Origin of the sequence: Mesorhizobium sp. L103C131B0 (assembly GCF_000502275.1) — a bacterium.
Taxonomy (GTDB): Bacteria; Pseudomonadota; Alphaproteobacteria; order Rhizobiales; family Rhizobiaceae; genus Mesorhizobium.
The window spans coordinates 130675-153611 of sequence record NZ_AYXC01000006.1 but is presented as its reverse complement, the minus strand read 5'-3'; the positions used below and the strand labels follow the sequence as shown (position 1 = coordinate 153611).

The window sequence follows — 22937 nt, the reverse complement described above, 5'->3', positions numbered from 1 at the left end:
GCGGCGGCATCAAGCGTGGCAACCGTATTGGCGCATTCAGCCGCAGCTCAGCAGTGAGGAGACGACGCATGATTGCTTCTCGCCGCCGGCTCCATTCTCTGCATGCCCGCCTCCAATCTCAGCGACGCAGGCTGGCGTCGCGGGCACGCTCGCGGAGCTCTTCGCGAGAAAGGCCCGCATCCGCCAATATGCTGTCTGGAAGCCGCCTCAAGCTCGCAAGCGTCTGGCGATAGGCAAGCCAGCGGGCGAAACGGTGTCGAAGTTCATGCAACATGATCGTCTCCTTGGCGAGCGGGATACCCACGCTCTTGGATTGGTCGAAAACGCAAAGCAATCGCGCCAAGCGTATGCACGATCGAACGGATTGCGCTGACTGCCTGGCCAACCGAGGTGCCTGTCATTTTCCCGCCAGGGCAGAATTATCAAGCGCTTCCAATGCCTATATACTTGCGCGTGATGGCCGCTTCGCGCTACAGCCACGGTCGCAAGGAGTTTTTCATTTCTGCAAAATGGATATTGGCTGGGACGATCTGAGGTTGTTTCTCGACGTTGCGCGGCTGGGTGGGCTGAGCGCGGCGACGGCAACCACGCGCCTCAGCGCAGCCACACTCGGACGACGCGTCACCGCGCTCGAAAAGCAGATCGGCGAAGCGCTGTTCGTACGTCAGCAGACCGGCTACCGACTAACCCCGGTCGGTGAAGAACTGCTGCGGCGCGCCGAAGACGTCGAAGCAGCAATGCAGTCGCTAACCCGCTGGCGCGAGGGAAACCTGCCCGACCGCATTGTCCGCGTCTCGGCCGGGCCATGGACCTCGGCCTTCGTTTCCACCCATATCGGCGAAATCTGGACCGTCGATGACGGCATCAGGGTGGAACTCGTCACCACCACCGACCGGGTCGACATCGGTCGCCGCGCCGCCGATATCGGCATCCGCAGCGAGCGCCCGACCGAACAGTGGCTGGCCGGCCGTCAGAGCGGCAAGGTCGCGTATGCCATCTATTCCGGACGCCACCTGATCAACGGCATCGCCGCCGGGTTGTTCGTCGGCGTCACCGGCGAAGGGGCAAACATTGCCTCGGCGCGCTGGCTGCAAGCCCATCACGGCGATCGCATCGCCGTGCGCGGCAACAACACCCATTCAGTGCGCGAATTGGTGGCCGCAGGCGCCGGCCTTTCGATCTTTCCGTGCTTCGTCGGTGACAGCGATCCGCGGCTGGTTCGCGTCGCTCATCCTATCCCAGAACTCGAAACCGACCAGTGGATCGTCACCCACCATGAGGAACGCCACTCCCCGCCGGTACGAAAGATTGCCGACCGGATTGCCGCTCTGATGCGGGCCCATCAGCCGTTGTTTCGCGGCAAGATGCCGATCCGCTAAGCGTCAGGCGTCGATCGGCCGCCAGATTCTCAAGGTTCTGGCGCGTGAGGCGGGCGCGTGAAGCTTGAAGGGGTTGGATCCCGGATTGTGGATTTTCGCTGGCCAGAAGCCGGGCCAATTCCGGAAATTGGCTGGAGACTCGTCCAAAAGGTCGGCTCGTTCAGGCGTATATGGTACAAGTCCCACATCTTGTCTTGCCGCAAAGTTCACCCTCTGATTCCCTGTGCCAAGGCGATAGAACCTGATTCTTGCACCTGGCGTGTTCAAGCGGCGCGTTCCGGGAACTTTTTTGTCGATCAATTCCAAGGAGACAAGACGATGAGCACCGCGGCAAGGCCCGTCATCTCGGAAATGCGGCCGAAGATAACCGTCATTGGTGTGGGCGGTGGCGGCGGCAACGCGGTCAACAACATGATTGCCGAAAATCTGCAGGGTGCGGAGTTCATCGTCGCCAACACCGATGCCCAGGCACTGACCATGTCGAAAGCATCGCGGCTGATCCAGCTGGGTGCCCATGTCACGGAAGGCCTGGGCGCCGGGTCGCTGCCCGCGGTCGGCCGCGCGGCAGCCGAGGAATCGATCGACGAGATCAGGGACCACCTTGCGGGAACCCATATGTGCTTCGTGACCGCCGGCATGGGAGGCGGAACTGGAACCGGTGCCGCGCCCGTCATAGCGAACGCTGCACGGGCAGCCGGCATCCTGACCGTGGCCGTCGTCACCAAGCCGTTCACCTTCGAAGGGAAGCGCCGCATGCAAGCCGCCGAAGAGGGCATCGAGCAGCTTCGCGAATGCGCCGATACCGTGATCGTTATTCCGAACCAGAACCTCTTCAGGATCGCCGACGCAAAGACGACTTTCGCGGACGCCTTCGCCATGGCTGATCGCGTCCTTTATTCCGGCGTCGGCTGCATAACCGATCTCATCGTCAAGGAGGGGCTGATCAATCTCGACTTCGCCGACGTGAAGTCGGTGATGCGCGACATGGGTCGCGCAATGATGGGTACCGGGGAAGCCACGGGCGAGGACCGCGCCAGGAAGGCCGCCGAAGCGGCGATAGCAAACCCGCTTCTCGACGAAGCCTCGATGATCGGCGCCAAGGGCGTCCTGGTCTCGATCTCGGGCGGCATGGACATGACGCTGTTCGAAGTCGATGAGGCCGCCACCCGCATCCGCGAGGAGGTCGACGCCGACGCCGACATCATCGTCGGCGCCATATTCGACCGGGCACTCGCCGGAAAATTCAGGGTCTCAGTCGTCGCGACAGGATTGCGGCAGGGCCTGGAGATACCGCAGTAGGCAGGATCCGGGCTGCTGATTTATGGTGGACCGTGGTCATGGGCTTCGCCACCGAAAAGTCGGCCCGCAAGCCCGCACCATTGAACTTGCCGGTGAATTCGCGTTGCCGGCCTAGAGACCGAATTTGTTTCGAGGCCGCTGCCACGAATGCGCGAACTCGCATCAGCGCCGCCGCGGAACCGCTCCCAACTGCAACCGCGCCGCGAATGCGCTTCGACCCGGATCCCCAACAGGAGGCCATACAGATTGACCGCGGCAGACATTTCGCCTGCGATATGGCCAGCGTCTGCTGACCACATGATCGGCCCTTTCTGATCGGTGATGCGGGCTCGCTGGATATGGCACAATAAAACCGGCATGGGTCAGACGTCGGGAGCGTCCAGTGGCGGCCAGCCTCGCAAGCGCTATATCGAAGAAAAACTCAGGTCGACCCGACAGGAGCATACTCCATGGCTGACACGCCGACACCCGATGCTTCGTTTCTCGCGGCCCTGACGACAGAGCATTTCGTGCAGCAGACAGCGATCAGCACGTCCATAAGTGAAATGGCGTCGCGGACGACCATCTACATTATGGCTCTGTCGAGCGCTCTGGTGGCAACGGGCTTTGTTACGCAGTCCTCCGAGTTCTTCCTGCCGTTTGTCGCGGTTGTGCTGCCATCGGTCTTTTTACTGGGTGCCTTTACCGTCTTGAGGTTGGTCGACATCGCCGCTGAGAACATGCAGGCCCATATCGGCATTGCCCGGATCAGAGCCTACTATCGAACTTTGGGCGACGAGGCTGCCTTCCAGTTTTCCAAGGAATTCGGTCGCTGGCCCGAAAATGACGCCGAACCTTCTCTTCGTACTGGGCCTCTCCTGGCGTACCTGACCACTGCAGCTACTATGATCGCATTCATAAATGCCATCGTCGCTGCGGCGGGCGTTACTCTGCTTGCGTTTGGTGTCGGTGCAGAACTATTGCTCGCGCTGTGTCTTGGTGCTGGAGCAGCAATCGGCTTGATGACGATTTTCTATTTATACCAGCGCCTTCGGACGAAAGGCATGGTCCGCATTGCCAAACCCTATGGCTCTGAAAAGAGCGTGCTTTGAGCGGGTAATGAATGTGGTGTTTGTGTGAACGGCACCGGCATGGCAATTCCGATCTTATTGACGACCAATGCTCCACGCCCCTCGCAGGCTGTTCGCAATGGCGAGCCCTTTCGGGATCGAGATATTTGCGCAAACTTTTTTGCCCGGCATGCGTTGTTCGTTCTCCGAGCACAGGAGAAAGCCATGCAGACTAAGTCGCAGACTTCAGCCGAAGCCGCCAAGCAACGCCATATCCAGCGTGGTATCGACGCCAAAGACGAGACGAAGAGCATTGGCAAAATGCAACAAGCGATGCAAGCCGGCGCCCGCAAATATCCCGAGCCACCTTTTCCCGAGCAGCATCAACCCAAACCGGGGCATGAATGGGCGATCGAGCCCGCTCCGCTCTACGATGCGCCTTACTACCTCGGATCGAAAAAACTCGATGACAAGGTAGCGCTTATCACGGGTGGTGATTCCGGCATCGGCCGTTCGGTGGCAGTCTTGTTCGCCCGCGAGGGCGCCGACATTGCGATCGTATACTTGAGTGAAGACAGGGACGCCGAAGCGACCAAAAACGCCGTCGAAAAGGAAGGCCGGCGTTGCATACTGATAAAAGCCGATGTCAGTGAACGCGAGCATTGCCGCAACGCCGTGGCGCTGACGGTCGAAAAATTCGGCAGGATCGACGTGCTGGTCAACAACGCCGCTTTCCAAATCCATTCCAGTGACTTCAACGACCTGACCGAGGAACATTTCGACACGACGCTGAAGACCAATCTTTACGGCTATTTTCATATGGCGCAGGAGAGCGTGCCGCACATGGAGCCGGGCTCCGCGATCATCAATACCGGTTCGGTGACCGGCATCGACGGTTCCAAGCAACTGGTTGACTATTCGATGACCAAGGGCGGCATTCATGCCTTCACGCGAGCGCTTTCGGGCAATCTGGTCGGCAAGGGCATCCGGGTAAACGCGGTCGCGCCAGGTCCGGTGTGGACGCCGCTCAACCCTTCGGACAAGGAAGCCGACGACGTCTCGAAATTCGGCGCGGATACGCCGATGAAACGGCCAGCGCAACCGGAAGAACTTGCCCCGGCTTACGTGTTCCTCGCCTCGTCGCATTGCTCGAGTTACATCACGGGAGAGATCCTGCCGGTGGTCGGTGGCTACTGAGGTCGCGGAACGTATTTCGTTGCATTGGGCTACCGAGTAGACGGCACGCGGAGACGTCGTCTCCAGGGAGACGCTTGCCGCGCTCGATCGCTTCAAGAAACGCGTGATCGGTGCCGTGCGCCGCCGCTACACGGCACCCGCCACGGCTCCGGAGCAATAACGCTCCGTGTTGGTCGAAATCCTCGCTCGCGTTTTCAATTTTCTGAATTTCCGCTTGGAACTCTCCCGCCGGCATACCGTTCAAACATCATTGAGCCAGGAGAACGACCATGCCACGAGGCGACAAATCGAAATACAGCGACAAACAGGAACGCAAAGCCGACCACATTGCCGCAGGCTATGAGAAGCGCGGTGTTTCCGAGAAGGAATCCGAGCGCCGGGCATGGGCGACCGTCAACAAGGACGATGGCGGCGGCAAGAAAGAAGGCGGCTCGGGTCGTGGTAAACACACCGGACACCCCGCGGCCCACAAGGGTGGGAAAAGCGGCGGCAAGGCATCGGCTTCACGGTCAGCCGCAAGCCGATCGGAATCGGCAAAGAAGGCAGCGGCAACACGCAAGCGGAATGCCGAGCACCATGCCCATTAACTGCCCCGCAACAGGTTCGGAACGCCATGAAACCCAAGCTCGTCAATCAGGTCAGCGGGCAAAGAATTTTCGTCGTGGTGCTCGACCTCGGTGACGAAGGCTTCGCCGCGCTGACCGCCTTCGCAACCGACAAGAACATCGCCGACAAGAACATCGGCAGTGCCTCTTTGACTGCGATCGGAGCGTTCGGCGCCGCCTTGATCGATCTTAATGCGTGAGGTTGGCAAGCGCCTACCCGGCTCCTTGGCCATCAAGGGCGGATGTCTCTGTGGCAGGATCCGATTCAGCGCCGGGATCGAACCGAGGGTTCACTACTGCCACTGCGATATGTGCAGACGAGCGACCGGCAGCGCGTTTGCAGTTCTTGCCTGGATGCCCTGCCAAAGCCTGACCTGGAATTCCGGAACGCCAACATATCGAAGGTCTTCGCCGATCGCGCAAAGAGGCTTCTGCCCAGAATGCGGATCGCCGCTCAGCCTTTGCTACGACGCGTCGCCAACCGAGATCGCGCTGCACGTCGGTACCTTCGATGATCCGGCTCACCTGATGCCTCGGTACAACTACGGTTCAGCGCAGCGCCTTGGTTGGGTGTGCTGCGGAATAGACCTACCGGACCGCGACACCGAGGAACGCTGGTAGTGCCGCGAACGACCCAGATTGCCGATCAGGAATGCGGCCCTTGTCGCCGTGCCCCGAAAGTGCGGTCTCGATCTGCCCGTCCTGCCGACGTCGCCAGACCGTCGACAATCCCTAAGCGCTAGCCGGTTTTGATCCTTTGGGGGGCCGCATTCTCTATCGCGAAGAAAATCGCTTCGAACAGATCCTCGTCGCGGAAGGGCTTGCCGAGCAAGGGCACGTCGGCTGGCCGATCGGCAATCTCCCGGGCATCGGCATAGCCCGTGATCATGACCGCTGGCCAGTCCGAGCGCAAATTGCGCGCGAAGCGGATCACGTCGACGCCGGATACGAGTGGCATGGCGAAGTCGGTGATAATGACGTCGAACTTGTCGGGAGTGCGCTCCATCATGGCCAGCGCCTCCGCCCCTCCTCCCGCGCAGGTCACCTCGAAACCGCGCTGGCGAAGGGACTCGGCGGTCAATTGCCGCAAAACATGGCTGTCGTCGATCAGGAGGATTGATGGGTGCTCCATTCCGGCATCGGCGAACGCTCGTTCAATGTCGGGTTCCACCGCAGGATCCACCGGCTGTTCGGTCGAACGTGGCAGCCAGAGTTGCATGGTAGTTCCGCGGTTGACGACGCTTTCTATGCGAAGTGTCCCACCTGACTGCTTCATGAAGCCGTAGACCGTGCTGAGGCCGAGGCCCGTTCCCTTACCGACCGGCTTGGTGGTGAAGAACGGTTCGACGACTTTGGCGACAAGATCGGGGGGTATGCCGGATCCGGTGTCCTTGACGGCGATCAGGACATAGTCGCCCGGCGGAATATCCTCTGTTTGCGTCACGATCGATCGATTCTGCGCATGCACGGTTATTGTCCCGCCAGAGGGCATGGCGTCACGCGCGTTGAAAACCAGATTCATCAGGGCCAATTCAAGTTGGCCTGCATCGACATGCACCGGCCAGATCGTGTCATCGATCTGCCAGTCGAAACGGATCAACCCCCCCAGTACGGGCGCCACCAATCCATTCATCGTGTCGCCCAGCGCAGCAAGGCGCACCGCTTCCGGCTTCAGGGTCTGGCGCCGCGAGAATGCCAGCATTCGCGCCACAAGGTCAGCGCCTTGTTTTGCAGAACGCCGCGTCAGGTCGAGTACCTGTTGCGCCTGATCATCCAACGTGGCTCGGCGTTCAAGCAGCCCTAACCCACTGAGAATTGCGGCGAGCAGGTTGTTGAAATCATGCGCCAGGCCGCCGGTTAGCTTGCCGATAGCGTCGATGCGCTGGGATTGAAGCAGCTGATCCTCAAGACCGCGCCGCTCGGTGATGTCAAGCAATGTGCCGATGATTTCCGGTTCACGGCCATCTGAGCCGTCCGACATCACCCCCTGGTCGAGAAAGATGCGATACTCGCCATTGGCGCATTGCCAGCGGAACTCGCACGTATAGGAGCCGGTGGTTTTTGCCGCCAGCAGCGCTTCCCTCAATCGCGGCAGGTCGTCCGGATGAACGCGGCTGAGACCGAACTCTGGATCCGATGTCAGGTATTCAGGCGCAAAGCCGGTCAAGCGCTCGACGCCCTCCGTAACAAAGCGCGCCGCAAAGGGCGGCTCGGCTGCCCGAGCATGAAAGCAGACCGGCAACGAATTCAGGATGGCGTCCTGCCGTTGCTCGGCGCTGCGCAGCGCGCGTTCGGCCTGAAGCTTGTCCTTGTGCGCCTGCAACGCCTGCGCCAATAGTCCCTGCTCGACCTCCGCCTTGCGCTGGATCTCGAGCGTCTTCTCGTGGAGTTCGACGAAAACCGCGACTTTCGAACGCAGCATGATCGGATCGAATGGCTTGAACACATAGTCGACTGCGCCGGCGTCGTAGCCGCGCAGCATATGCGCATCCTCCTTGTTGATGGCGGTCAAGAAGATGATTGGGGTGCGCTTGGATTGCTCGCGCTGGCGGATAAGTGCGGCCGTTTCATACCCGTCCAACCCTGGCATGAGGACATCCAGGAGAATGACGGCGAACTCCTCTTTCAGCAGAAAGCGCAGAGCCTCTTCGCCCGATTGGGCGCAGATGACCTCTCCGATAGTCGCGAGCACTTCGCTGATCGCCAGCAGATTGCGCTCATCGTCGTCCACCGCCAGGATGCGGGCTCTTGCCGGCCCTTCGGCAAGAGCTGCCACCTCAAGTTTCCTTACCCTGTTTCTTGCCAGCTTTTGCATCGAACGGCCGTCAGTTCGCTGCCAGGAGAATTTTTTCCGGGCTCTCGACACGGGATCGGGCACGCCCGATCCAGACACGAAGCAGCGCCAGCAGGAGATCCAGGTCGACGGGTTTGGCGATGTAGTCGGAAGCCCCGGCATCCAGACATTTTTGCCGATCCCCCTTCATCGCCTTTGCGGTGACGGAAATCAGCGGGATATGAGCAATCGCCGGTGTGCCGCGAATCCGCCGCATCGTCTCGTAGCCGTCCATCTCCGGCATCATGATATCGATCAATGCCACGTCGACATCGGGCGCCTGTTCAAGCAGCGCGATGCCATCACGGCCCCGCTCGGCATGCAGAACCTGTATGTCATAGGTCTCCAGAACACTGGTGAGCGAATAGATGTTGCGAATGTCGTCGTCGACGATGAGAACTTTCGCCCCGGCGAGATCGGACTTGCCGTTGTGTTCAGTTCCTGCCCAGGCCTCTTGGCGACCTTCTCCCGGCAGCGTTGCCGAAATATGCAGCGCCAATTGAGCGAAGTTCTCCGCCCGCGGTGCTTCCGCCAAGGCCGGATTCAATGCCAGCACCTGTTCAAGCGCGTCCGGGTGAGGCGTAAAGAACAGCAGCTGCGGCAAGGCTTCGCCGAATTGGCCGGTGATCTCGTCCAGCGCCTTTGCGTTGTCCTTGGCGGAGCGTCCAAAGCCGAGCACGACGGCATCATAGGAGGCGAGGCCAACGTCTTCTGCATTTGCCGCAACACGACCGATCGCGGTGACCGACGTTACGCCGTCGCGGATTGCCTCGACCAGCGCCAGACGCCGCTCCGGGTCAGGGTCCACGACCAGAACGCGGCGCTGAACGCGGAGCTTCTTCGAGTGGATATCCTGAAACACCTTCATCAGCTCGTCCGAGGAAACGGGCTTGGTGGAAATGCTGGACGCCCCCTTGCGTGCGAGACTGTCGATGTCTTCGGCACCCGAGATGACATGGATGGGAATTCCCCTCGTCTTCTGGTCATGCCGCAGCAGATCGAAAAGCACCCAGCCATCGATATCCGAAAGTCCGAGATCAAGTGTGATTGCGTCGGGAACGAGCTTGCGGGCCAATGCCAGCGTGCCGGAACCTGCAGTCGACAGAACGCCTTTCAGCCCGGCCGACCGGGCGAGGCCAAGCAGCAACCCGCCAAAGGTCGGATCGTCTTCGACGATCAACACGATCCGATCGGTGGGTAGGATTGAATCGCGGTCGTCGATCAGCTCTGCCGAGGGCGGACTGCTGAGCAGAGCTGTCGCAGCAACCGCCTCCGCCGCCGGAGCCAAGGTCGACTGTACTGTCGTTACGCGGGGGCCGTCGAACGGGATGATGAGGGTAAATGTCGACCCCTTGCCCGGCGTGCTTTCGACCCGCAATTCGCCGCCAAGCAAGCGAGCGATCTCGCGGCTGATCGAGAGCCCAAGGCCGGTGCCACCATACTTGCGGCTGGTGGTGCCGTCGGCCTGCTGGAAGGCCTCGAAAATCAGCTTCTGTTTGTCTTCTGGAATGCCAATGCCGGTATCGGTGACGGCGATCGCGAGAGCCTTCACCGGCTGCGTCGCGCCATTGCGGCGGCCGGCCTTCTCAACCCGGAAGTTCAGGCTGACCTCGCCTTCCGAGGTGAATTTGAATGCGTTGGAAAGCAGGTTGAGGACAATCTGCTGCAAGCGTTTCTCATCTGTGCGGACCGTGTCGGGAAGCGCCGGATCGACCTTGATGGTGAAGCCAAGTCCCTTGTCGGCTGCCAGCTGACGAAAAGTTCGTTCCATATGCTGGCGAAGATGCGTCACCGGCATATCGTTGATGTCGATGGAAACAGTGCCCGACTCGATCTTCGACAGATCGAGGATATCGTTGATGAGGCTGAGAAGATCGGTTCCTGCCGAATTGATGGTGCGGGCGAACTCTACCTGTTTTTCGTTGAGGTTGCCGTGCTGGTTGGTCGCCAGCAGGTTTGACAAAATGAGCAGCGAATTGAGCGGCGTGCGCAGTTCGTGGCTCATATTGGCCAGGAACTCGGACTTGTATTTCGACGTGAGTGCCAGTTGCTCGGCTTTCTCCTCCAGCGCGCGTCGCGCCATCTCGATTTCGAGATTCTTGTTTTCGACCTGCTTCTTTTCGTTCTCGAGCAGCTGCGCCTTTTCCTGCAGCTCCTCGTTCGTCGCATGCAGCTCTTCCTGCTTTTTTGTCAGCTCGGTTTGACGCGCTTGCAATTCCGACGTCAGCAGTTGCGACTGCTTGAGCAGGCCCTCCGTGCGCATCGTCGCAGCGATGGTGTTGAGAACGATGCCGACGGATTCCATGAGCTGGTTGAGGAACGACTGGTGTGTGTCACGAAACTCGCCGAACGAGGCGAGCTCGATGACGGCTTTGACTTCATCCTCGAACAGGGCAGGCAGGATGATGACATTGGCTGGCGAGGCGCTGCCAAGACCAGATGTGACCCGAAGGAATTCTGGCGGCACATTGTCCAGCATGATGGCGCGCTTGTCGGCGGCACTTTGCCCAACCAGGCCCTCTCGCAGATCAAGCCGCTGCTTGATGGCAGCTTTGCTCTCGGCGCCATAGGAAGCCGCCAGCTCAAGATAGGATTCCTCCTCGTCGCGATTGGTGACGTAGAACACCCCATACTGGGCGTTCACCAGAGGAGCGAGTTCGGACATGATGAGCCGCGAGACGGTGGCAAGGTCGCGCTCGCCTTGCAGCATGCGCGAAAACCGGGCGAGATTGGTCTTCAACCAGTCCTGCTCGGCATTCTTCAGCGTCTGATCCTTCAGATTGCGGATCATTTCGTTGATGTTGTCTTTTAGCGCGGCGACCTCGCCGGACGCTTCGACGCTGATCGAACGGGTAAGATCGCCCTTGGTCACCGCCGTCGAAACCTCGGCGATGGCACGCACCTGGGTGGTCAGATTGGCAGCGAGTTGATTGACGTTGTCGGTGAGGTCGCGCCAGAGGCCGGCGGCACCTGGCACACGCGCCTGACCGCCGAGCTTGCCCTCGATCCCCACCTCACGGGCGACGTTGGTCACCTGGTCGGCAAAGGTGGCAAGCGTCTCGATCATGCCGTTGATGGTGTCGGCCAGCAGGGCGATCTCTCCCTTCGCGTCGACCGTCAGTTTGCGCCTGAGATTGCCTTGCGCGACCGCCGTCACGACATCGGCGATGCCGCGCACCTGATTGGTCAAGTTCGTCGCCATCAGGTTGACGTTGTCGGTCAGGTCCTTCCAGGTACCGGCAACACCTTCGACGCGCGCCTGGCCACCAAGCTTGCCCTCGGTGCCAACCTCACGCGCGACTCGGGTGACCTCGCCGGCGAAGGAGTTCAACTGGTCCACCATGGTGTTGATGGTCGACTTGAGCTCCAGGATTTCGCCCTTCACATCGACGGTGATCTTCTTCGACAGGTCGCCGCGCGCCACGGCGGTCGTGACTTCGGCGATGTTGCGCACCTGGCCGGTCAGATTCTCGGCCATCGAGTTCACATTGTCTGTGAGATCCTTCCACGTGCCGGCAACGCCGCGCACCTGCGCCTGGCCTCCCAACTTGCCTTCCGTGCCGACCTCGCGTGCCACGCGCGTGACTTCCGAAGCGAAGGAATTAAGCTGGTCCACCATTGTGTTGATGGTGTCCTTCAGCTCCAGGATCTCGCCGCGGACATCGACGGTGATCTTCTTCGAAAGGTCCCCGAGCGCCACGGCGGTGGTTACCTCGGCGATGTTGCGCACCTGGCCGGTGAGGTTGGCCGCCATGGCGTTGACGTTTTCGGTCAGATCCTTCCACGTGCCGCCGATGCCGCGCACCTGGGCCTGGCCGCCGAGCTTGCCATCGGAGCCGACCTCGCGCGCCACACGTGTCACTTCCGAAGCGAAGGAATTGAGCTGGTCGACCATCGTGTTGATGACGTCCTTGATCTGCAAGATCTCGCCCAGCGCGTCGACGGTGATCTTCTGGGTCAAGTCGCCGGTCGCGATGGCCGTTGCCACCTTGGACACGTCGCGCAATTGCACCGTCAAATTGCCGGCCATGGCGTTGACGTTGTCGGTCAGATCCTTCCAGGTGCCACCGACGCCTTCGACATGCGCCTGGCCACCAAGCTTGCCTTCCGATCCCACTTCGCGGGCCACACGCGTGACCTCAGAGGCGAAGGAGTTCAGTTGGTCGACCATCGTGTTGACGGTGTCCTTGAGCTCCAGGATCTCGCCTTTGACGTCGACGGTGATCTTCTTCGACAGGTCGCCGCGCGCCACGGCGGTGGTGACTTCTGCGATGTTTCGAACCTGGCCAGTCAGGTTGGCGGCCATGAGATTGACGTTGTCGGTCAAATCCTTCCATGTGCCGCCGACGCCCCTCACCTCTGCCTGGCCGCCCAGCTTGCCTTCGGTGCCGACCTCGCGTGCCACGCGCGTCACTTCCGAGGCAAAGGAGTTCAGTTGGTCGACCATCGTGTTGATGGTGTCCTTGAGTTCCAGGATTTCGCCTTGCACGGCGACCGTGATCTTCTTGGACAGATCGCCCGACGCGACCGCCGTGGTCACCTCGGCGATATTGCGCACCTGACCGGTCAGGTTCTCGGCCATCGAGTTGACGTTGTCGGTGAGGTCCTTCCAGGTGCCGGCGACGCCGCGCACCTGCGCCTGGCCGCCAAGCTTGCCTTCGGTGCCAACCTCGCGTGCCACGCGCGTGACCTCGCCCGCGAATGAATTCAGCTGGTCCACCATCGTGTTTATCGTGGATTTCAGCTCGAGAATCTCGCCCTTCACGTCCACCGTAATCTTCTTCGACAGGTCGCCCAAAGCCACCGCGGTCGTCACTTCGGCGATGTTGCGCACCTGGCCAGTCAGGTTCTCGGCCATGGAATTCACATTGTCGGTCAAATCCTTCCACGTACCACCAACACCCTCAACGCGCGCCTGGCCGCCAAGCTTGCCTTCAGTGCCGACCTCGCGCGCCACGCGCGTCACTTCCGAAGCGAAGGAATTGAGCTGGTCCACCATCGTGTTGATGGTGTTCTTCAGTTCTAGGATTTCGCCCTTGACATCGACTGTGATCTTCTTCGACAGGTCGCCCGACGCGACCGCCGTCGTAACCTCCGCGATGTTGCGCACTTGCCCGGTCAGGTTCGTGGCCATCGCGTTGACGTTGTCGGTCAGATCTTTCCACGTGCCGGCGACGCCCTTGACCCGGGCTTGGCCGCCGAGCTTGCCTTCCGTACCGACCTCGCGCGCCACGCGCGTCACCTCGGAGGCGAAGGAGGCCAACTGGCCGACCATGGTGTTGACGATCTTGCCGATGCGCAGGAATTCGCCGCGCAGCGGTCGGCCGTCAATTTCGACCATCATGGTCTGCGACAGGTCACCCTTGGCGACGGCGCCGATAACGCGCGCAACCTCAGCCGTTGGCTGAACCATGTCTTCTATGAGATCATTGACTGAACGGACACTGGATTCCCAACTGCCGGTGGCATTGCGAACCCGGCCGCGCTCGCCTATCCGCCCTTCCTTGCCGACGACCCGGCTCAAGCGCTCGAACTCGCGCGTCACTTGGTCGTTGAGATCAGCGATCTCATTGAAAGTCTCAGCTATCTCGGAATCGAGGCCTTCATAAACATTGTCGATGCGGACGGAGAAATCGCCGCGCCGGAAGGCTTTCAGAGAATTCAGGATGCTTCGACGGTCCAATTGCTTCTTGGATGCCTGCACGGTCACAGCGCCACTCCCAGCCCTATGGATTTATACGGATAAAATTGCCCCCGCGGCCAATGGTGGATCGCGCCGCGAGACCCCAAACGCGGCATTTTCCATTTTGTTCCATCGTGCCGTGAATTCCAGGCCGACGATTGCGCCTTCGTTTGAACGCCGGATTTTATGATGCGGTTGTGGATTTATCGGGCTTTAGCCGACCACGACACGTCATCGCCGTTTGCCATTGCCAGAGAGGCATGAATTGCGTTGCGCAACTCGGAAGGCGAGGCAGGCTTTGCGACCCATGTCCCTTAAAGGAAAATCGGATCGTGAAAACCCGAATTGGCGTAGCTTGCCGAATGGACGACAAAGGGGATGTTTCGGGCGTCAAGCAACGTAGCTATTCGTTCGAGCGCGATAAACGCCTCGTCTTCCAAAATCGCAACGGACCTATGGTGGTCCAATTATCGCAGTCCTTTGCTCTCCGAAGCGATCGGCAGCGCAGCACGCCGCCTGACCGGTTCCACCCGGTGGTCGAAGCTCACGGCAATTTTCTTACCGGACATGGCATGGACCATAAGCCCGACCAATTCCTCGTCGTCGCAGCGACACTCAGGAAACCTTGCGCGGATTTCATCGACCGCAAACGCCGTCGAGATAATGTCGTCAGCGCGATAGCCAGAGATCACCGCGTAGACTGCGCTATAGGTTTCAAGGTCAATGACTTCGGTTTTCAGCACATCATCCTCCCTGCGGAAGGCCGACGGCAGAGGCGCCGGATGTCTCGCAAAGATTGCTAGATGCCGGCATCGAGTCTTCGGCGCTGTATCCTGTTCATTCTATGACGGTTGGCCGCGCTGTCGATAGCTCTGCAAGGCTTTGTACGCTTCCAGACACTGATTCACGCGAGCGACCAGATCAGGCAATCGTGCCGTTCATATACGTTTTCCGGTTCACTGTAGTGCCGTCCGCCAACTGAAACAGTCCGCCCGACCAGAATGACGATTGTCGGCCCTTTCACTTGAAGCCCTCCAGATCAGCGAGTGAGTTGCGGCCAACACTCCAAAACCTCCGCCATGCTGGCCGCCTCAATCTGCTCACTGAAGCGGGAATGGTAGACTTCCATCAGCGCGTCATGGGTCTGGTCGGCAGAGCTGCAGATGGCATCGGTGACGAGAATGACGCGAAAGCCACGATCGATGGCGCCAAGCACAGTCGCGAGAACGCAAACGTCGGTTTCGCCACCGGTGATCACGAGCGCGCGCACGCCGGAGCCAGTCAGCAGCGCGTCGAGCCGCCCCTCGGTCCAAGGCGAATAGACGTGTTTGTCGACCACCGTCGCCGGTGGCACGAATCGTGCGAGTTGAGGCATCAGGTCGATCAGGTGCGGATCGATGTTGGATAGGGTTACTTCCGCCCACCGACGATAGTAGTTAGCCCACATGCCCGGCGCCTCGCCCGGGCGGTCGGCAGGAATGAAGCGTGTGAACAAAGTACGCCTGGCATGTCTGGCGACCAGTACCTCAATCGCCGGCACCACCTTTTCAGCCCACGGCACGGGCCAGGGTCCACCTGGCGCAAACAGGCGCTGCATGTCGACGCACAGATGCAGGCCATTTTCGCCTATTGGTCCGTGAATCAATCCTTGGGCGGCCACTGCTGGATTCCATCGGGTTTAGATAACTGGCTTGCCTGCCGCGCTGCATCGGCCTCAGCCACGTCAACAGTGCAAAGCAAGTCACCGTTTTCGTTGGATACCCTCACGAGCCAGCCGGACAGAGCGTCCGTGCCAGGCTGCAGGTCGGCGAGAAGATCGATTGCGCAGCGGATAGCTTCGGACCGGGCTGCGTCAAGGCTCGCCATCCTCGATGGCGGTATGCGTCGGCTGGTTTCGCCATCGCGACACTCAAAGACATATACGCCGCCGGCGCCGTCGCTTGCAGAGGTCATCGCTACCTCGTCGAAATTGCCGTTGCTGCTCGCGTCATATTCATTGGCCGCGAGACCAAAAGTCGCGGTCTGTATCAGGATTTCCCTTGCGCGGGCAAGCACCTCATCTTCAGCTTGTATCCCGACGTTTGCCATGTCCACGGTGACGCAGTCGCCGCCCTCGCCGCAAAACACGACGCGGCGAATCGATTGGTCGTGCGACGCCTTGACATTCAACACTTCGGTTCGAACAACCTGCATGACATCTCCTGGCTTTGTCTCACAATGTTCATGGCGCGGTTCGGTTCCTGCGGATGCAGGGCGTCGGCCCGGCTGTCGAGACTGACAGGACTTCCCCACCGGACATTCACGGTGCACCGAGCCCCCGCCGCAGGAACAATTCGAACGGAAACGCGTTGCCCTAGCTGGAAACGGGATAAGCGCAAAATGGCCGCGCCACGTGCTGCCTGGAAGGGCTTCTTGAAGGTTGGTTCGGTTACCTGCGGCGTGAAGATTGTCGGCGCCACCAGCGAAGCATCCAAGATCCATTTCAAGATTTTGAACCGCAAGGACGGTCTGCCGGTCAGGAGCGTCTACGCCGACGAGGAGACCGGAAAGCTGGTGGATGCAGCGGATCAGGTGAAGGGTTTCGAGATCGAAAAAGACGAATTTCTCCAGATCGAACCTGATGACATAAAGGCATTGAAGCTGACGTCGAAGCATACGCTCGAGGTCGGCGAATTCGTGTCGCTTGACGATATCGACACCCGTTACCTCGAGAAGCCCTATTACCTGATCCCCGCCGACGGTGCCGCCATCGAAGCTTACGGCGTCATCCGCGACGCCATGAAGAACAAGGGCGTCGCCGCCCGCTCCTGCGTGGTGCTCTACCAGCGCGGCCGTGAAGTCTTGATTCAGCCCTATGGCAAGGGCATGGTGATGACCGAGCTCCGCAACCACAACGAAATGGTTTCGGAAAGTACTGTGTTCGATGGATTGACCAAGCAGAAATACGATCCCGATCTGCTCGAAATCGCCGGCATGCTTATTGACAAAAAAGTGACGACCTTCGATCCCTCGAAATTTGAAGACACCTATGAAGACGCGCTGATCGCCATGATCGATGCAAAGCGCAAAGGCAAGAAGCTGCCGAAGCCCGCACCAAGGCCACAGGAGAATGTCATCAACCTCGCTGAGGTGCTGAAGAAGAGCCTCAAACAGGAAGGGCTGGCGAGATCCACAAAGAGAGCCTCACCGAAACGCAAGACAGCATAGTTGATAACTGCCCAGCCAGAAGGTCCGCACAGCAGCCCCAGCCGCCCCTAAATCGTTTGGAACAATTCTCGCGGTTGCCCGTTGGCCACCAAGGACGATGCCTTACGGCCGAGATCAAGAACGTCGACAGGGCAGTCCTCAAAGAGCCAGATGCAGCGGATGCCAACATTGCGCTCAAAGGAGCCGGAACGCAGGACTCTGATCGAGCGCCGACAAGCCCCAGGACCGCCGGCCATCGGTAAAAATACATGGGGTGTGAAAAGACCCTTTCGCCTCCAGACGCGGCGACGCGCGACCTGTGGCGGCCGAACCCACGCCCAAGCGAAACCCGGAGAATAGATGTGCCCCCCAAACCAGAGCCAACCGAAGAGCCGCCAGTGGATGCGCCGACGTGGACGCCGGACATACGCGAGCCTGAGCCGGATCTTCTTCCCGACGAAGTGCCAGTTCCTAATCCGGACGAGAACCGTGATCCGCCAAAGCGAGGCGTGGTGACAGACTGAACAACGGGTTTGGTCCGGCATCCTCCTGCAAAGGCGTTTATCTCGCCGCCGGGTTCATGATCGCCAGTGAAATGCGACTGGATTTGGCTGCGCCGAATGCTTGACGGATTTGGTCTCGATAGTGTGGACCTATCGACGCTTCGCCAAGCCTCATTTTCCAAGTATCTGTTCGAACGTGCATTGCTTCGGGCTTTTGTCAGGACGCCATCGCAGAAATTTGGTGCCATGACGGAAACGATCGCCGGTGACATGATCGAACCGCACCTCCGCCACCAGTTCGGGCCGCAATGGCTCCCATTGTCCGCTTCTTTCCGTGCTCCACCGACTGGGACCGCCCGGCGCTTTTCCCGTGAAGCCAGGAGCCGATCGCAAAGCTTCAAGTTGTCGCGTAAGCTTGGCCCTGTCCTCCCGGGCAATCGTCGAAGTGAACCCGACATGGTCGAGTTGCCCCTGGTCATTGTACAGGCCAAGCAACAGGGAGCCGACTTCACGCGAATTCGCCAGGTAGCGGAACCCTCCGACGACACAATCGGCCGTGCGCAGGCGCTTGACTTTGACCATGGCGCGCTCGCCGGGCCGATATTCATCATCGAGAAGCTTGGCAACGACCCCGTCGGTCGAACCTTGTCCGGATTGGCCAAGCCATCTGCCTGCCGCCGCCAAATCACGCGTTGCCCGAGACAGTTCGAGATCCTTTCGCCCGGCCGACTTCACGAACAGTTCGAGTGCAGCGCGCCGAACCGAGAGCGGCTGCTGCATCAAGGCGCCCTCGGAGGTCGCCAACATGTCAAAGAGGATCAGCTTTGCCGGCGTCGCGACCGACAGTTTCCGGATCCTGCTTTCCGCCGGATGCAGCCGCATCTGCAAGGCGTCGAAAGAAAGAGAGCCTGCAATTTCGATGACGATCTCACCATCGACCACGAACTCTTTTGTTTTCAGTTCATGCAACATCGCGACGACTTCCGGGAAATACCGCCCTAACGGCTTGCCGGATTTTGCACGCAACTCCACGGCCGCGCCGGCTTTAAAGGCCAGGCAGCGGAACCCGTCCCATTTGGGTTCGTATTGCCATCGGCCAGCATCGGCCGGCAACGTGTCGGCAGCCTTTGCTTCCATCGGCGCCGTGCTCAACGCCACGCCGAAAGACGATTTTACACTCGTCGGCAGATCGCGAGAGATGGCAGATTCGCCCGTCATGAAAGTTCCGTGGACAACGATGGAGATCGACTCAACGCAGCACTGGTGCCGGTTTTGGAAAAATCATGCTTCAACAGGGTTAGGTCATGATGAGATTTCAACCAGATCTCATCATGACCTCGGACGGTCTACTCGGCAGCCTGCATGTTGATCTTGCTTTCCGCCATTTCGGTGAGCTTGCGATCGGTCGCCTGCTCTTCTTTCAGGTTCTTGGCCAACACGTTGGCGCAGTCGCTGCGGCCAAGCTGCTTGGCCCAGGCGATGAGCGTGCCATATCTGGTCATCTCATAATGTTCGACCGCCTGCGCCGACGCTATCAGTGCCGCGTCTAGGACCTCCTTGTCGTCAACGTCGCCGCTCACATCGTCGGCTTCTTCGAGAATGCCGTCTATCGCCGGGCAGTTGACCTCCTTGGCCTTGACGCCATGCAATTCGAACACCTGTTCGACGCGCTCGATATGGCCTTTGGTCTGCTCGAGGTGTTTTTCGAATCCGGCCTTCAATTGCGGATCGGTTGCCTTGCCGATCATCTTCGGCAGCGCTTTCTCGATCTGCTTTTCGGCGTAATAGACGTCGCGCAGCGTGTGCACGAAGAGATCGTCGAGTGTCTTGATGTCCTTCGAAAAGAAGCCCATGGCCTTACCTTTCATTGTGCAGAAGTTCGGGTTTGGCGGCGGCTTGCCCGCCACCCGCGGAGGCCGGGAACTCGTCCCGGCTTGCTGGTCAACGCGCCGGTGCCGGAGGAGTTCCTGATTCCGAGCCGGGCCGTTACTCCTTTTCGAGACGCTGCGATCCATCTCCGGAGGAGCTTTGACCCGATCACACGTTCCATGGTCCAGACGACGACCCCCAGGCGCACGCCGGCGCGGAAAAACTGGCGGCCAGGAGAGCCGAAACGTGCTGTGCGCCGCAAGCTCTCGCAGGCGATGGCTGCCTCGGCAGATGTAATGCCAGCGTCGGGCGCGCACTATTGTCGGGAGAACTCTTGGTCAGGTATGCGAAGGCCCTCTTCATATTTGGCCGCCGACGCTCCGACCTGCCTCGACTGCCAGATGTTGTCCTCCAGATCGGCGCGTTTTACGGGGAGCGCCACTGGGTTCGACGCAGCCCGCCGGACAAAGGCGAAATACTCCTCATCCGGCCTGCGCGACATGGCATCGACCGCCGCGGCAATTGTCGGTCCGAAGCCTGCTTCTTCGAGCTTGGCGCGGGTCCAGCCTTCGCCTTTCTCCAGAACGTCATGAAGGTAGGCAACAGTCTTCTGATCGATTGTCTCGACAGCGTCGACGACACGGCGGCAATGCTCGATGTAGGGCCGCCCGGTCTTATCGCGCTGCGACGCGTGAACCTCCTCCGCAATCTTTGCCGCCTGGTAGAAACTGCTCATCGCGCCTGTCGTTACCGTGATTGTCTCTGCCTGATGAAACCTATTCGACGATATGTGGCGTGTGTCGCTTGTCCTCGGCAGGGTCGACATCGATACGGGCCTTTTCCGGATCGAAAGCGGCGTGACCTGCAATAGCCAGAGCGGCCGCATCGGGCGTTTCGTAGGCCCACATGAAATCGTCGGAAGAACTGCCGACGGCGTGGACACGCCAGTAGCTTGCAGTGCCTTTGAGCGGGCACCGGGTGGTGGTGTCGGTCTTTTCGAAAAGATCGAAATAGATGTCCTCGAAGGGGATATAGAAAACGGGCTCGTGCCCGTCTTCACGCAGGACCTTCGCCAGCTCCGTAGCTGCGACGATGGCGTCGGAAAACCGCACCGTCACCGTGCCGGAAAACGGTTCTATGGCCAATCGGCCAAGGTTTTGCTGTGAAGTTGCGCCTGAAGTTTGCATCTGATTTCTCCCTGGCGATTGCCGCAAGATCGGTCATGCCTGGAGACGAAATGCGCGGCGGCGCTTCAGGTTCCGGCATGTCCGATGAACCTGAATGGCGGGCCTGACTTAAAGCGCCTCCCGCTTGCCGTATCCAGCAGTTCTCATTGGTAAGGCGCGGTGAAATGCTCGTCCAACCCATTCGAAGACTTTAGAAGGACGACACGGTCGTCGCTTCCGTGGAGCGTCAGGGCTGGCACCGAAATGATCTTCGCCGCTACTTGCCGGCGGGCGAGTTCGTGGCTGGAGATGCTCCAGCTGTTTGGCCGTCGTCAGCTGCCGCCTCATGTACGGGCTCCGGGGCGGCCTCAGTTGCGGCCAAGTGGGCCGCAAGGTCCCTATAGACCTTGTCCCTGCCGCCATCGTGTTTAGCGATCAGGCCAAGTAAGTCATGACGGCTTAGCTTTGCAATCTTCATTAGGAATTCAAATTCGTGCTTCGGAATGGAGGCTGCTAAGCGATCGAGTTTGGCCCGCCGGGTCTCTTTGGACACATGTGCTCCTATGTATCCAGCCATGCGAGGCACGTACTCGGAGGCCCGCCATTGTCTTGATGGCGGGCCTTCGGGCGGCCGAAGCCGCTAGGTCCATCGGCTACTTGTTGCAATTTTGCACGGTCGAGGTCGTTGTGCCACTTGCAGTGTTGTTATCGATGTCATTGCCTGCGGCGTCCTTGCAACGGTCGGTCATGCCGTTCGATTTTGTAGTCGAGTTTGTGGAATTCGGATCGGTTGGCACGGCCGCATTCCCGCTGCCAGTGCCATTGCCAGCGGCGCCGCCGCTGCCAACAGTTCCAGTACCAGTTCCATTACCCGTGCCAGCCGTGCCGCCAGCACCCGTTCCATTTGTCTGCGCCAAGGCGGAACCGGCCAAGGCAATAGTTAGCACCGACGCGGCTAGAATTTTCTTCAACATTGGAGTCTCCGTGTTTGAATCGCCGAATTGCGATCGCTTTCCCAACGACAGGTTTTTCTCATTGTTCCCGGCGTAATGGATTGTGATCCGCAGCAGCCTTCGTCGAGGTGGACACTCTTGACGGCGCACGAATTGTGATGAGACCTGACAAGGGCAGGATGGGCTTTGTTCAACACCAAAGCGATATGTTGGGCGCGGCTGCATGCATCCGACGCGGATCGCGATGCGGAATGTGGGCAAGACGGGTTACAACAGAAGCGGCGGCGATCAGAGCTGCGAGCGAACCGGCCGCCTTGATGTTAATCTGACGGTTGAATCTCAAGACCATTCCGACGCAGGAGCAGAACGCATGCCGGCTCGATCCGAAGGATTTACAATCGCTCTGGCTCACAACGGGGATGCACGAACGCAGGCGGCCGCTGCGCTCTATCGACACAACATCGAACAAACCGGAATCGATGACCGGGCAGTGATCGGCGCGGAGCTTACCGACCCCTCCGGAAAGATCTGGGGTGGAATTTGGGGCAGAACGGAACTGGGGCTCCTGTTTCTCGACATGTTCTTCTTGCCTGAAAAATTGCGTGGCCGATCCTATGGATCACAGCTTCTTATGGCGATCGAGGAGGAAGCCGTTAGGCGTGGATGCAAGAGAGCCGTCGTCGAGACGAGCAGTTTCCAAGCGCCTCAATTTTACCGGCATCATGGGTTTGAGGAATTCGGCAAGGTCGAATTCGTTTTTCCAGGACACGCCCGCATCTTCCTTCGCAAGAACCTGCAGTGATCTTTGCGGAGGCGCCATCTGCACGAACGGCTGTTCGCCGGCAAAACGCCGGCGCCTTAGCCCTCCCAGCCGTAGCCATCTACTCCCGAAGGTCCTTTTGCCCTTTCCATCCGGGAAGCTCGGTCATCGGGCATAGCAGCCGCGGTCGCGCCGGATCGGAGATATCGAGTTTATCCCAGGGAATGCGGTACAGGCCGTCGCGACGGCGCAGCCGAAACAGGTCGAGCATCGCGATGCCGATGGTCGAAGCCGACAGACGCTCGAACGCGGCGTAGATGCCAACGTGGAATTCAGTAACGACGAGCTCGTCGCCACGCTGTTCGGCGAGAATCTCTTCGATGTGACCTATGCTCTTTCCACGCTGCGAGAGCACGCGTCGCCCGGCAAGATGTTCGAGGTTGACTGTCCTCATC

Annotated in this window: 21 protein-coding genes; 9 read left to right on the top strand and 12 right to left on the bottom strand. The window is 59.7% G+C overall.

The window, feature by feature from the left end:
• Nucleotides 1–118: 118 nt before the first annotated feature.
• Nucleotides 119–274, bottom strand: a complete 156-nt coding sequence (locus X730_RS150595) for a DUF1127 domain-containing protein (protein WP_023681184.1) — start codon at nucleotides 272–274, stop codon at nucleotides 119–121.
• Between the two features lie 235 nt (nucleotides 275–509).
• On the opposite strand from X730_RS150595, the gene X730_RS150600 reads away from it, so the two are divergent.
• The 7 genes from X730_RS150600 to X730_RS1000000169105 all read left to right on the top strand — a co-directional run bounded on the left by X730_RS150600 (nucleotide 510) and on the right by X730_RS1000000169105 (nucleotide 6150).
• The gene (locus X730_RS150600) at nucleotides 510–1379 is read left to right on the top strand and encodes a LysR family transcriptional regulator (protein WP_023668092.1); all 870 of its coding nucleotides are present in this window, start codon (nucleotides 510–512) and stop codon (nucleotides 1377–1379) included.
• Nucleotides 1380–1697: 318 nt separating this feature from the next.
• Nucleotides 1698–2678 (top strand): cell division protein FtsZ, encoded by a 981-nt coding sequence (ftsZ, locus tag X730_RS150605; protein ID WP_023702103.1) that lies wholly within the window; start codon nucleotides 1698–1700, stop codon nucleotides 2676–2678.
• Nucleotides 2679–3127: 449 nt separating this feature from the next.
• Nucleotides 3128–3769: a hypothetical protein gene (locus tag X730_RS150610; protein WP_023704645.1), complete on the top strand. Its 642-nt coding sequence runs from the start codon at nucleotides 3128–3130 to the stop codon at nucleotides 3767–3769.
• A 183-nt stretch (nucleotides 3770–3952) separates the two neighbouring features.
• On the top strand, nucleotides 3953–4924 hold the full coding sequence (locus tag X730_RS150615; protein WP_023668089.1) for an SDR family oxidoreductase: 972 nt from the start codon (nucleotides 3953–3955) through the stop codon (nucleotides 4922–4924).
• 269 nt (nucleotides 4925–5193) lie between these two features.
• On the top strand, nucleotides 5194–5511 hold the full coding sequence (locus X730_RS150620) for a hypothetical protein (protein WP_023687854.1): 318 nt from the start codon (nucleotides 5194–5196) through the stop codon (nucleotides 5509–5511).
• 26 nt (nucleotides 5512–5537) lie between these two features.
• Complete coding sequence (locus X730_RS150625; protein ID WP_023815879.1) at nucleotides 5538–5729, top strand: hypothetical protein; 192 nt, start codon at nucleotides 5538–5540, stop codon at nucleotides 5727–5729.
• The gene (locus tag X730_RS1000000169105; RefSeq protein WP_081726065.1) at nucleotides 5722–6150 is read left to right on the top strand and encodes a GFA family protein; all 429 of its coding nucleotides are present in this window, start codon (nucleotides 5722–5724) and stop codon (nucleotides 6148–6150) included. Before X730_RS150625 ends, X730_RS1000000169105 begins: the two co-directional genes overlap by 8 nt.
• Nucleotides 6151–6268: 118 nt before the next feature.
• Here X730_RS1000000169105 and X730_RS150630 read toward each other — a convergent pair whose 3' ends face one another.
• The 5 genes from X730_RS150630 to X730_RS1000000165330 all read right to left on the bottom strand — a co-directional run bounded on the left by X730_RS150630 (nucleotide 6269) and on the right by X730_RS1000000165330 (nucleotide 16238).
• A complete protein-coding gene (locus X730_RS150630) occupies nucleotides 6269–8305 on the bottom strand; it encodes a response regulator (RefSeq protein ID WP_245261366.1) in 2037 nt (678 codons plus the stop codon).
• A 49-nt stretch (nucleotides 8306–8354) separates the two neighbouring features.
• Complete coding sequence (locus tag X730_RS150635; RefSeq protein ID WP_031198412.1) at nucleotides 8355–14066, bottom strand: HAMP domain-containing protein; 5712 nt, start codon at nucleotides 14064–14066, stop codon at nucleotides 8355–8357.
• A gap of 446 nt (nucleotides 14067–14512) precedes the next feature.
• Complete coding sequence (locus X730_RS150640; protein WP_023725485.1) at nucleotides 14513–14788, bottom strand: hypothetical protein; 276 nt, start codon at nucleotides 14786–14788, stop codon at nucleotides 14513–14515.
• A gap of 296 nt (nucleotides 14789–15084) precedes the next feature.
• Nucleotides 15085–15705 (bottom strand): isochorismatase family cysteine hydrolase, encoded by a 621-nt coding sequence (locus X730_RS150645; RefSeq protein WP_245261365.1) that lies wholly within the window; start codon nucleotides 15703–15705, stop codon nucleotides 15085–15087.
• Complete coding sequence (locus tag X730_RS1000000165330) at nucleotides 15687–16238, bottom strand: hypothetical protein (protein WP_023826405.1); 552 nt, start codon at nucleotides 16236–16238, stop codon at nucleotides 15687–15689. The genes X730_RS150645 and X730_RS1000000165330 overlap by 19 nt, the downstream gene beginning before the upstream one ends.
• A gap of 186 nt (nucleotides 16239–16424) precedes the next feature.
• On the opposite strand from X730_RS1000000165330, the gene X730_RS150650 reads away from it, so the two are divergent.
• Nucleotides 16425–17252, top strand: a complete 828-nt coding sequence (locus tag X730_RS150650) for a Ku protein (RefSeq protein ID WP_023826404.1) — start codon at nucleotides 16425–16427, stop codon at nucleotides 17250–17252.
• Between the two features lie 653 nt (nucleotides 17253–17905).
• Here X730_RS150650 and X730_RS150655 read toward each other — a convergent pair.
• The 5 genes from X730_RS150655 to X730_RS0133820 form a co-directional block, all read right to left on the bottom strand.
• Nucleotides 17906–18952 (bottom strand): ATP-dependent DNA ligase, encoded by a 1047-nt coding sequence (locus tag X730_RS150655; RefSeq protein ID WP_023826403.1) that lies wholly within the window; start codon nucleotides 18950–18952, stop codon nucleotides 17906–17908.
• Nucleotides 18953–19080: 128 nt separating this feature from the next.
• Nucleotides 19081–19587 (bottom strand): ferritin-like domain-containing protein, encoded by a 507-nt coding sequence (locus X730_RS150660; RefSeq protein ID WP_023826402.1) that lies wholly within the window; start codon nucleotides 19585–19587, stop codon nucleotides 19081–19083.
• Between the two features lie 332 nt (nucleotides 19588–19919).
• A complete protein-coding gene (locus tag X730_RS150665) occupies nucleotides 19920–20339 on the bottom strand; it encodes an HD domain-containing protein (protein ID WP_023668074.1) in 420 nt (139 codons plus the stop codon).
• A 40-nt stretch (nucleotides 20340–20379) separates the two neighbouring features.
• The gene (locus X730_RS150670) at nucleotides 20380–20790 is read right to left on the bottom strand and encodes a DUF427 domain-containing protein (RefSeq protein WP_031196961.1); all 411 of its coding nucleotides are present in this window, start codon (nucleotides 20788–20790) and stop codon (nucleotides 20380–20382) included.
• A 632-nt stretch (nucleotides 20791–21422) separates the two neighbouring features.
• Nucleotides 21423–21743 (bottom strand): hypothetical protein, encoded by a 321-nt coding sequence (locus X730_RS0133820; RefSeq protein ID WP_031193045.1) that lies wholly within the window; start codon nucleotides 21741–21743, stop codon nucleotides 21423–21425.
• Nucleotides 21744–21945: 202 nt separating this feature from the next.
• Here X730_RS0133820 and X730_RS0133815 point away from each other — a divergent pair, with 202 nt between their 5' ends.
• Nucleotides 21946–22524, top strand: coding sequence for a GNAT family N-acetyltransferase (locus tag X730_RS0133815; protein ID WP_023826400.1), 579 nt, complete (start codon nucleotides 21946–21948; stop codon nucleotides 22522–22524).
• Between the two features lie 79 nt (nucleotides 22525–22603).
• Here the strand turns inward: X730_RS0133815 and X730_RS150675 are convergent, their stop codons facing one another.
• The gene (locus X730_RS150675; RefSeq protein WP_023681169.1) at nucleotides 22604–22936 is read right to left on the bottom strand and encodes a hypothetical protein; all 333 of its coding nucleotides are present in this window, start codon (nucleotides 22934–22936) and stop codon (nucleotides 22604–22606) included.
• Between the last annotated feature and the right edge of the window lies 1 nt (nucleotide 22937).

Bases quoted from the DNA above. Each gene is read 5' to 3' on its own strand.
- X730_RS150595 (WP_023681184.1), bottom strand. From the start codon at position 274: ATGTTGCATGAACTTCGACACCGTTTCGCCCGCTGGCTTGCCTATCGC.
- X730_RS150600 (WP_023668092.1), top strand. From the start codon at position 510: ATGGATATTGGCTGGGACGATCTGAGGTTGTTTCTCGACGTTGCGCGG.
- ftsZ (WP_023702103.1), top strand. From the start codon at position 1,698: ATGAGCACCGCGGCAAGGCCCGTCATCTCGGAAATGCGGCCGAAGATA.
- X730_RS150610 (WP_023704645.1), top strand. From the start codon at position 3,128: ATGGCTGACACGCCGACACCCGATGCTTCGTTTCTCGCGGCCCTGACG.
- X730_RS150615 (WP_023668089.1), top strand. From the start codon at position 3,953: ATGCAGACTAAGTCGCAGACTTCAGCCGAAGCCGCCAAGCAACGCCAT.
- X730_RS150620 (WP_023687854.1), top strand. From the start codon at position 5,194: ATGCCACGAGGCGACAAATCGAAATACAGCGACAAACAGGAACGCAAA.
- X730_RS150625 (WP_023815879.1), top strand. From the start codon at position 5,538: ATGAAACCCAAGCTCGTCAATCAGGTCAGCGGGCAAAGAATTTTCGTC.
- X730_RS1000000169105 (WP_081726065.1), top strand. From the start codon at position 5,722: ATGCGTGAGGTTGGCAAGCGCCTACCCGGCTCCTTGGCCATCAAGGGC.
- X730_RS1000000165330 (WP_023826405.1), bottom strand. From the start codon at position 16,238: ATGCAGGTTGTTCGAACCGAAGTGTTGAATGTCAAGGCGTCGCACGAC.
- X730_RS150650 (WP_023826404.1), top strand. From the start codon at position 16,425: ATGGCCGCGCCACGTGCTGCCTGGAAGGGCTTCTTGAAGGTTGGTTCG.
- X730_RS150655 (WP_023826403.1), bottom strand. From the start codon at position 18,952: ATGACGGGCGAATCTGCCATCTCTCGCGATCTGCCGACGAGTGTAAAA.
- X730_RS150660 (WP_023826402.1), bottom strand. From the start codon at position 19,587: ATGGGCTTCTTTTCGAAGGACATCAAGACACTCGACGATCTCTTCGTG.
- X730_RS150665 (WP_023668074.1), bottom strand. From the start codon at position 20,339: ATGAGCAGTTTCTACCAGGCGGCAAAGATTGCGGAGGAGGTTCACGCG.
- X730_RS150670 (WP_031196961.1), bottom strand. From the start codon at position 20,790: ATGCAAACTTCAGGCGCAACTTCACAGCAAAACCTTGGCCGATTGGCC.
- X730_RS0133820 (WP_031193045.1), bottom strand. From the start codon at position 21,743: ATGTTGAAGAAAATTCTAGCCGCGTCGGTGCTAACTATTGCCTTGGCC.
- X730_RS0133815 (WP_023826400.1), top strand. From the start codon at position 21,946: ATGCATCCGACGCGGATCGCGATGCGGAATGTGGGCAAGACGGGTTAC.
- X730_RS150675 (WP_023681169.1), bottom strand. From the start codon at position 22,936: ATGAGGACAGTCAACCTCGAACATCTTGCCGGGCGACGCGTGCTCTCG.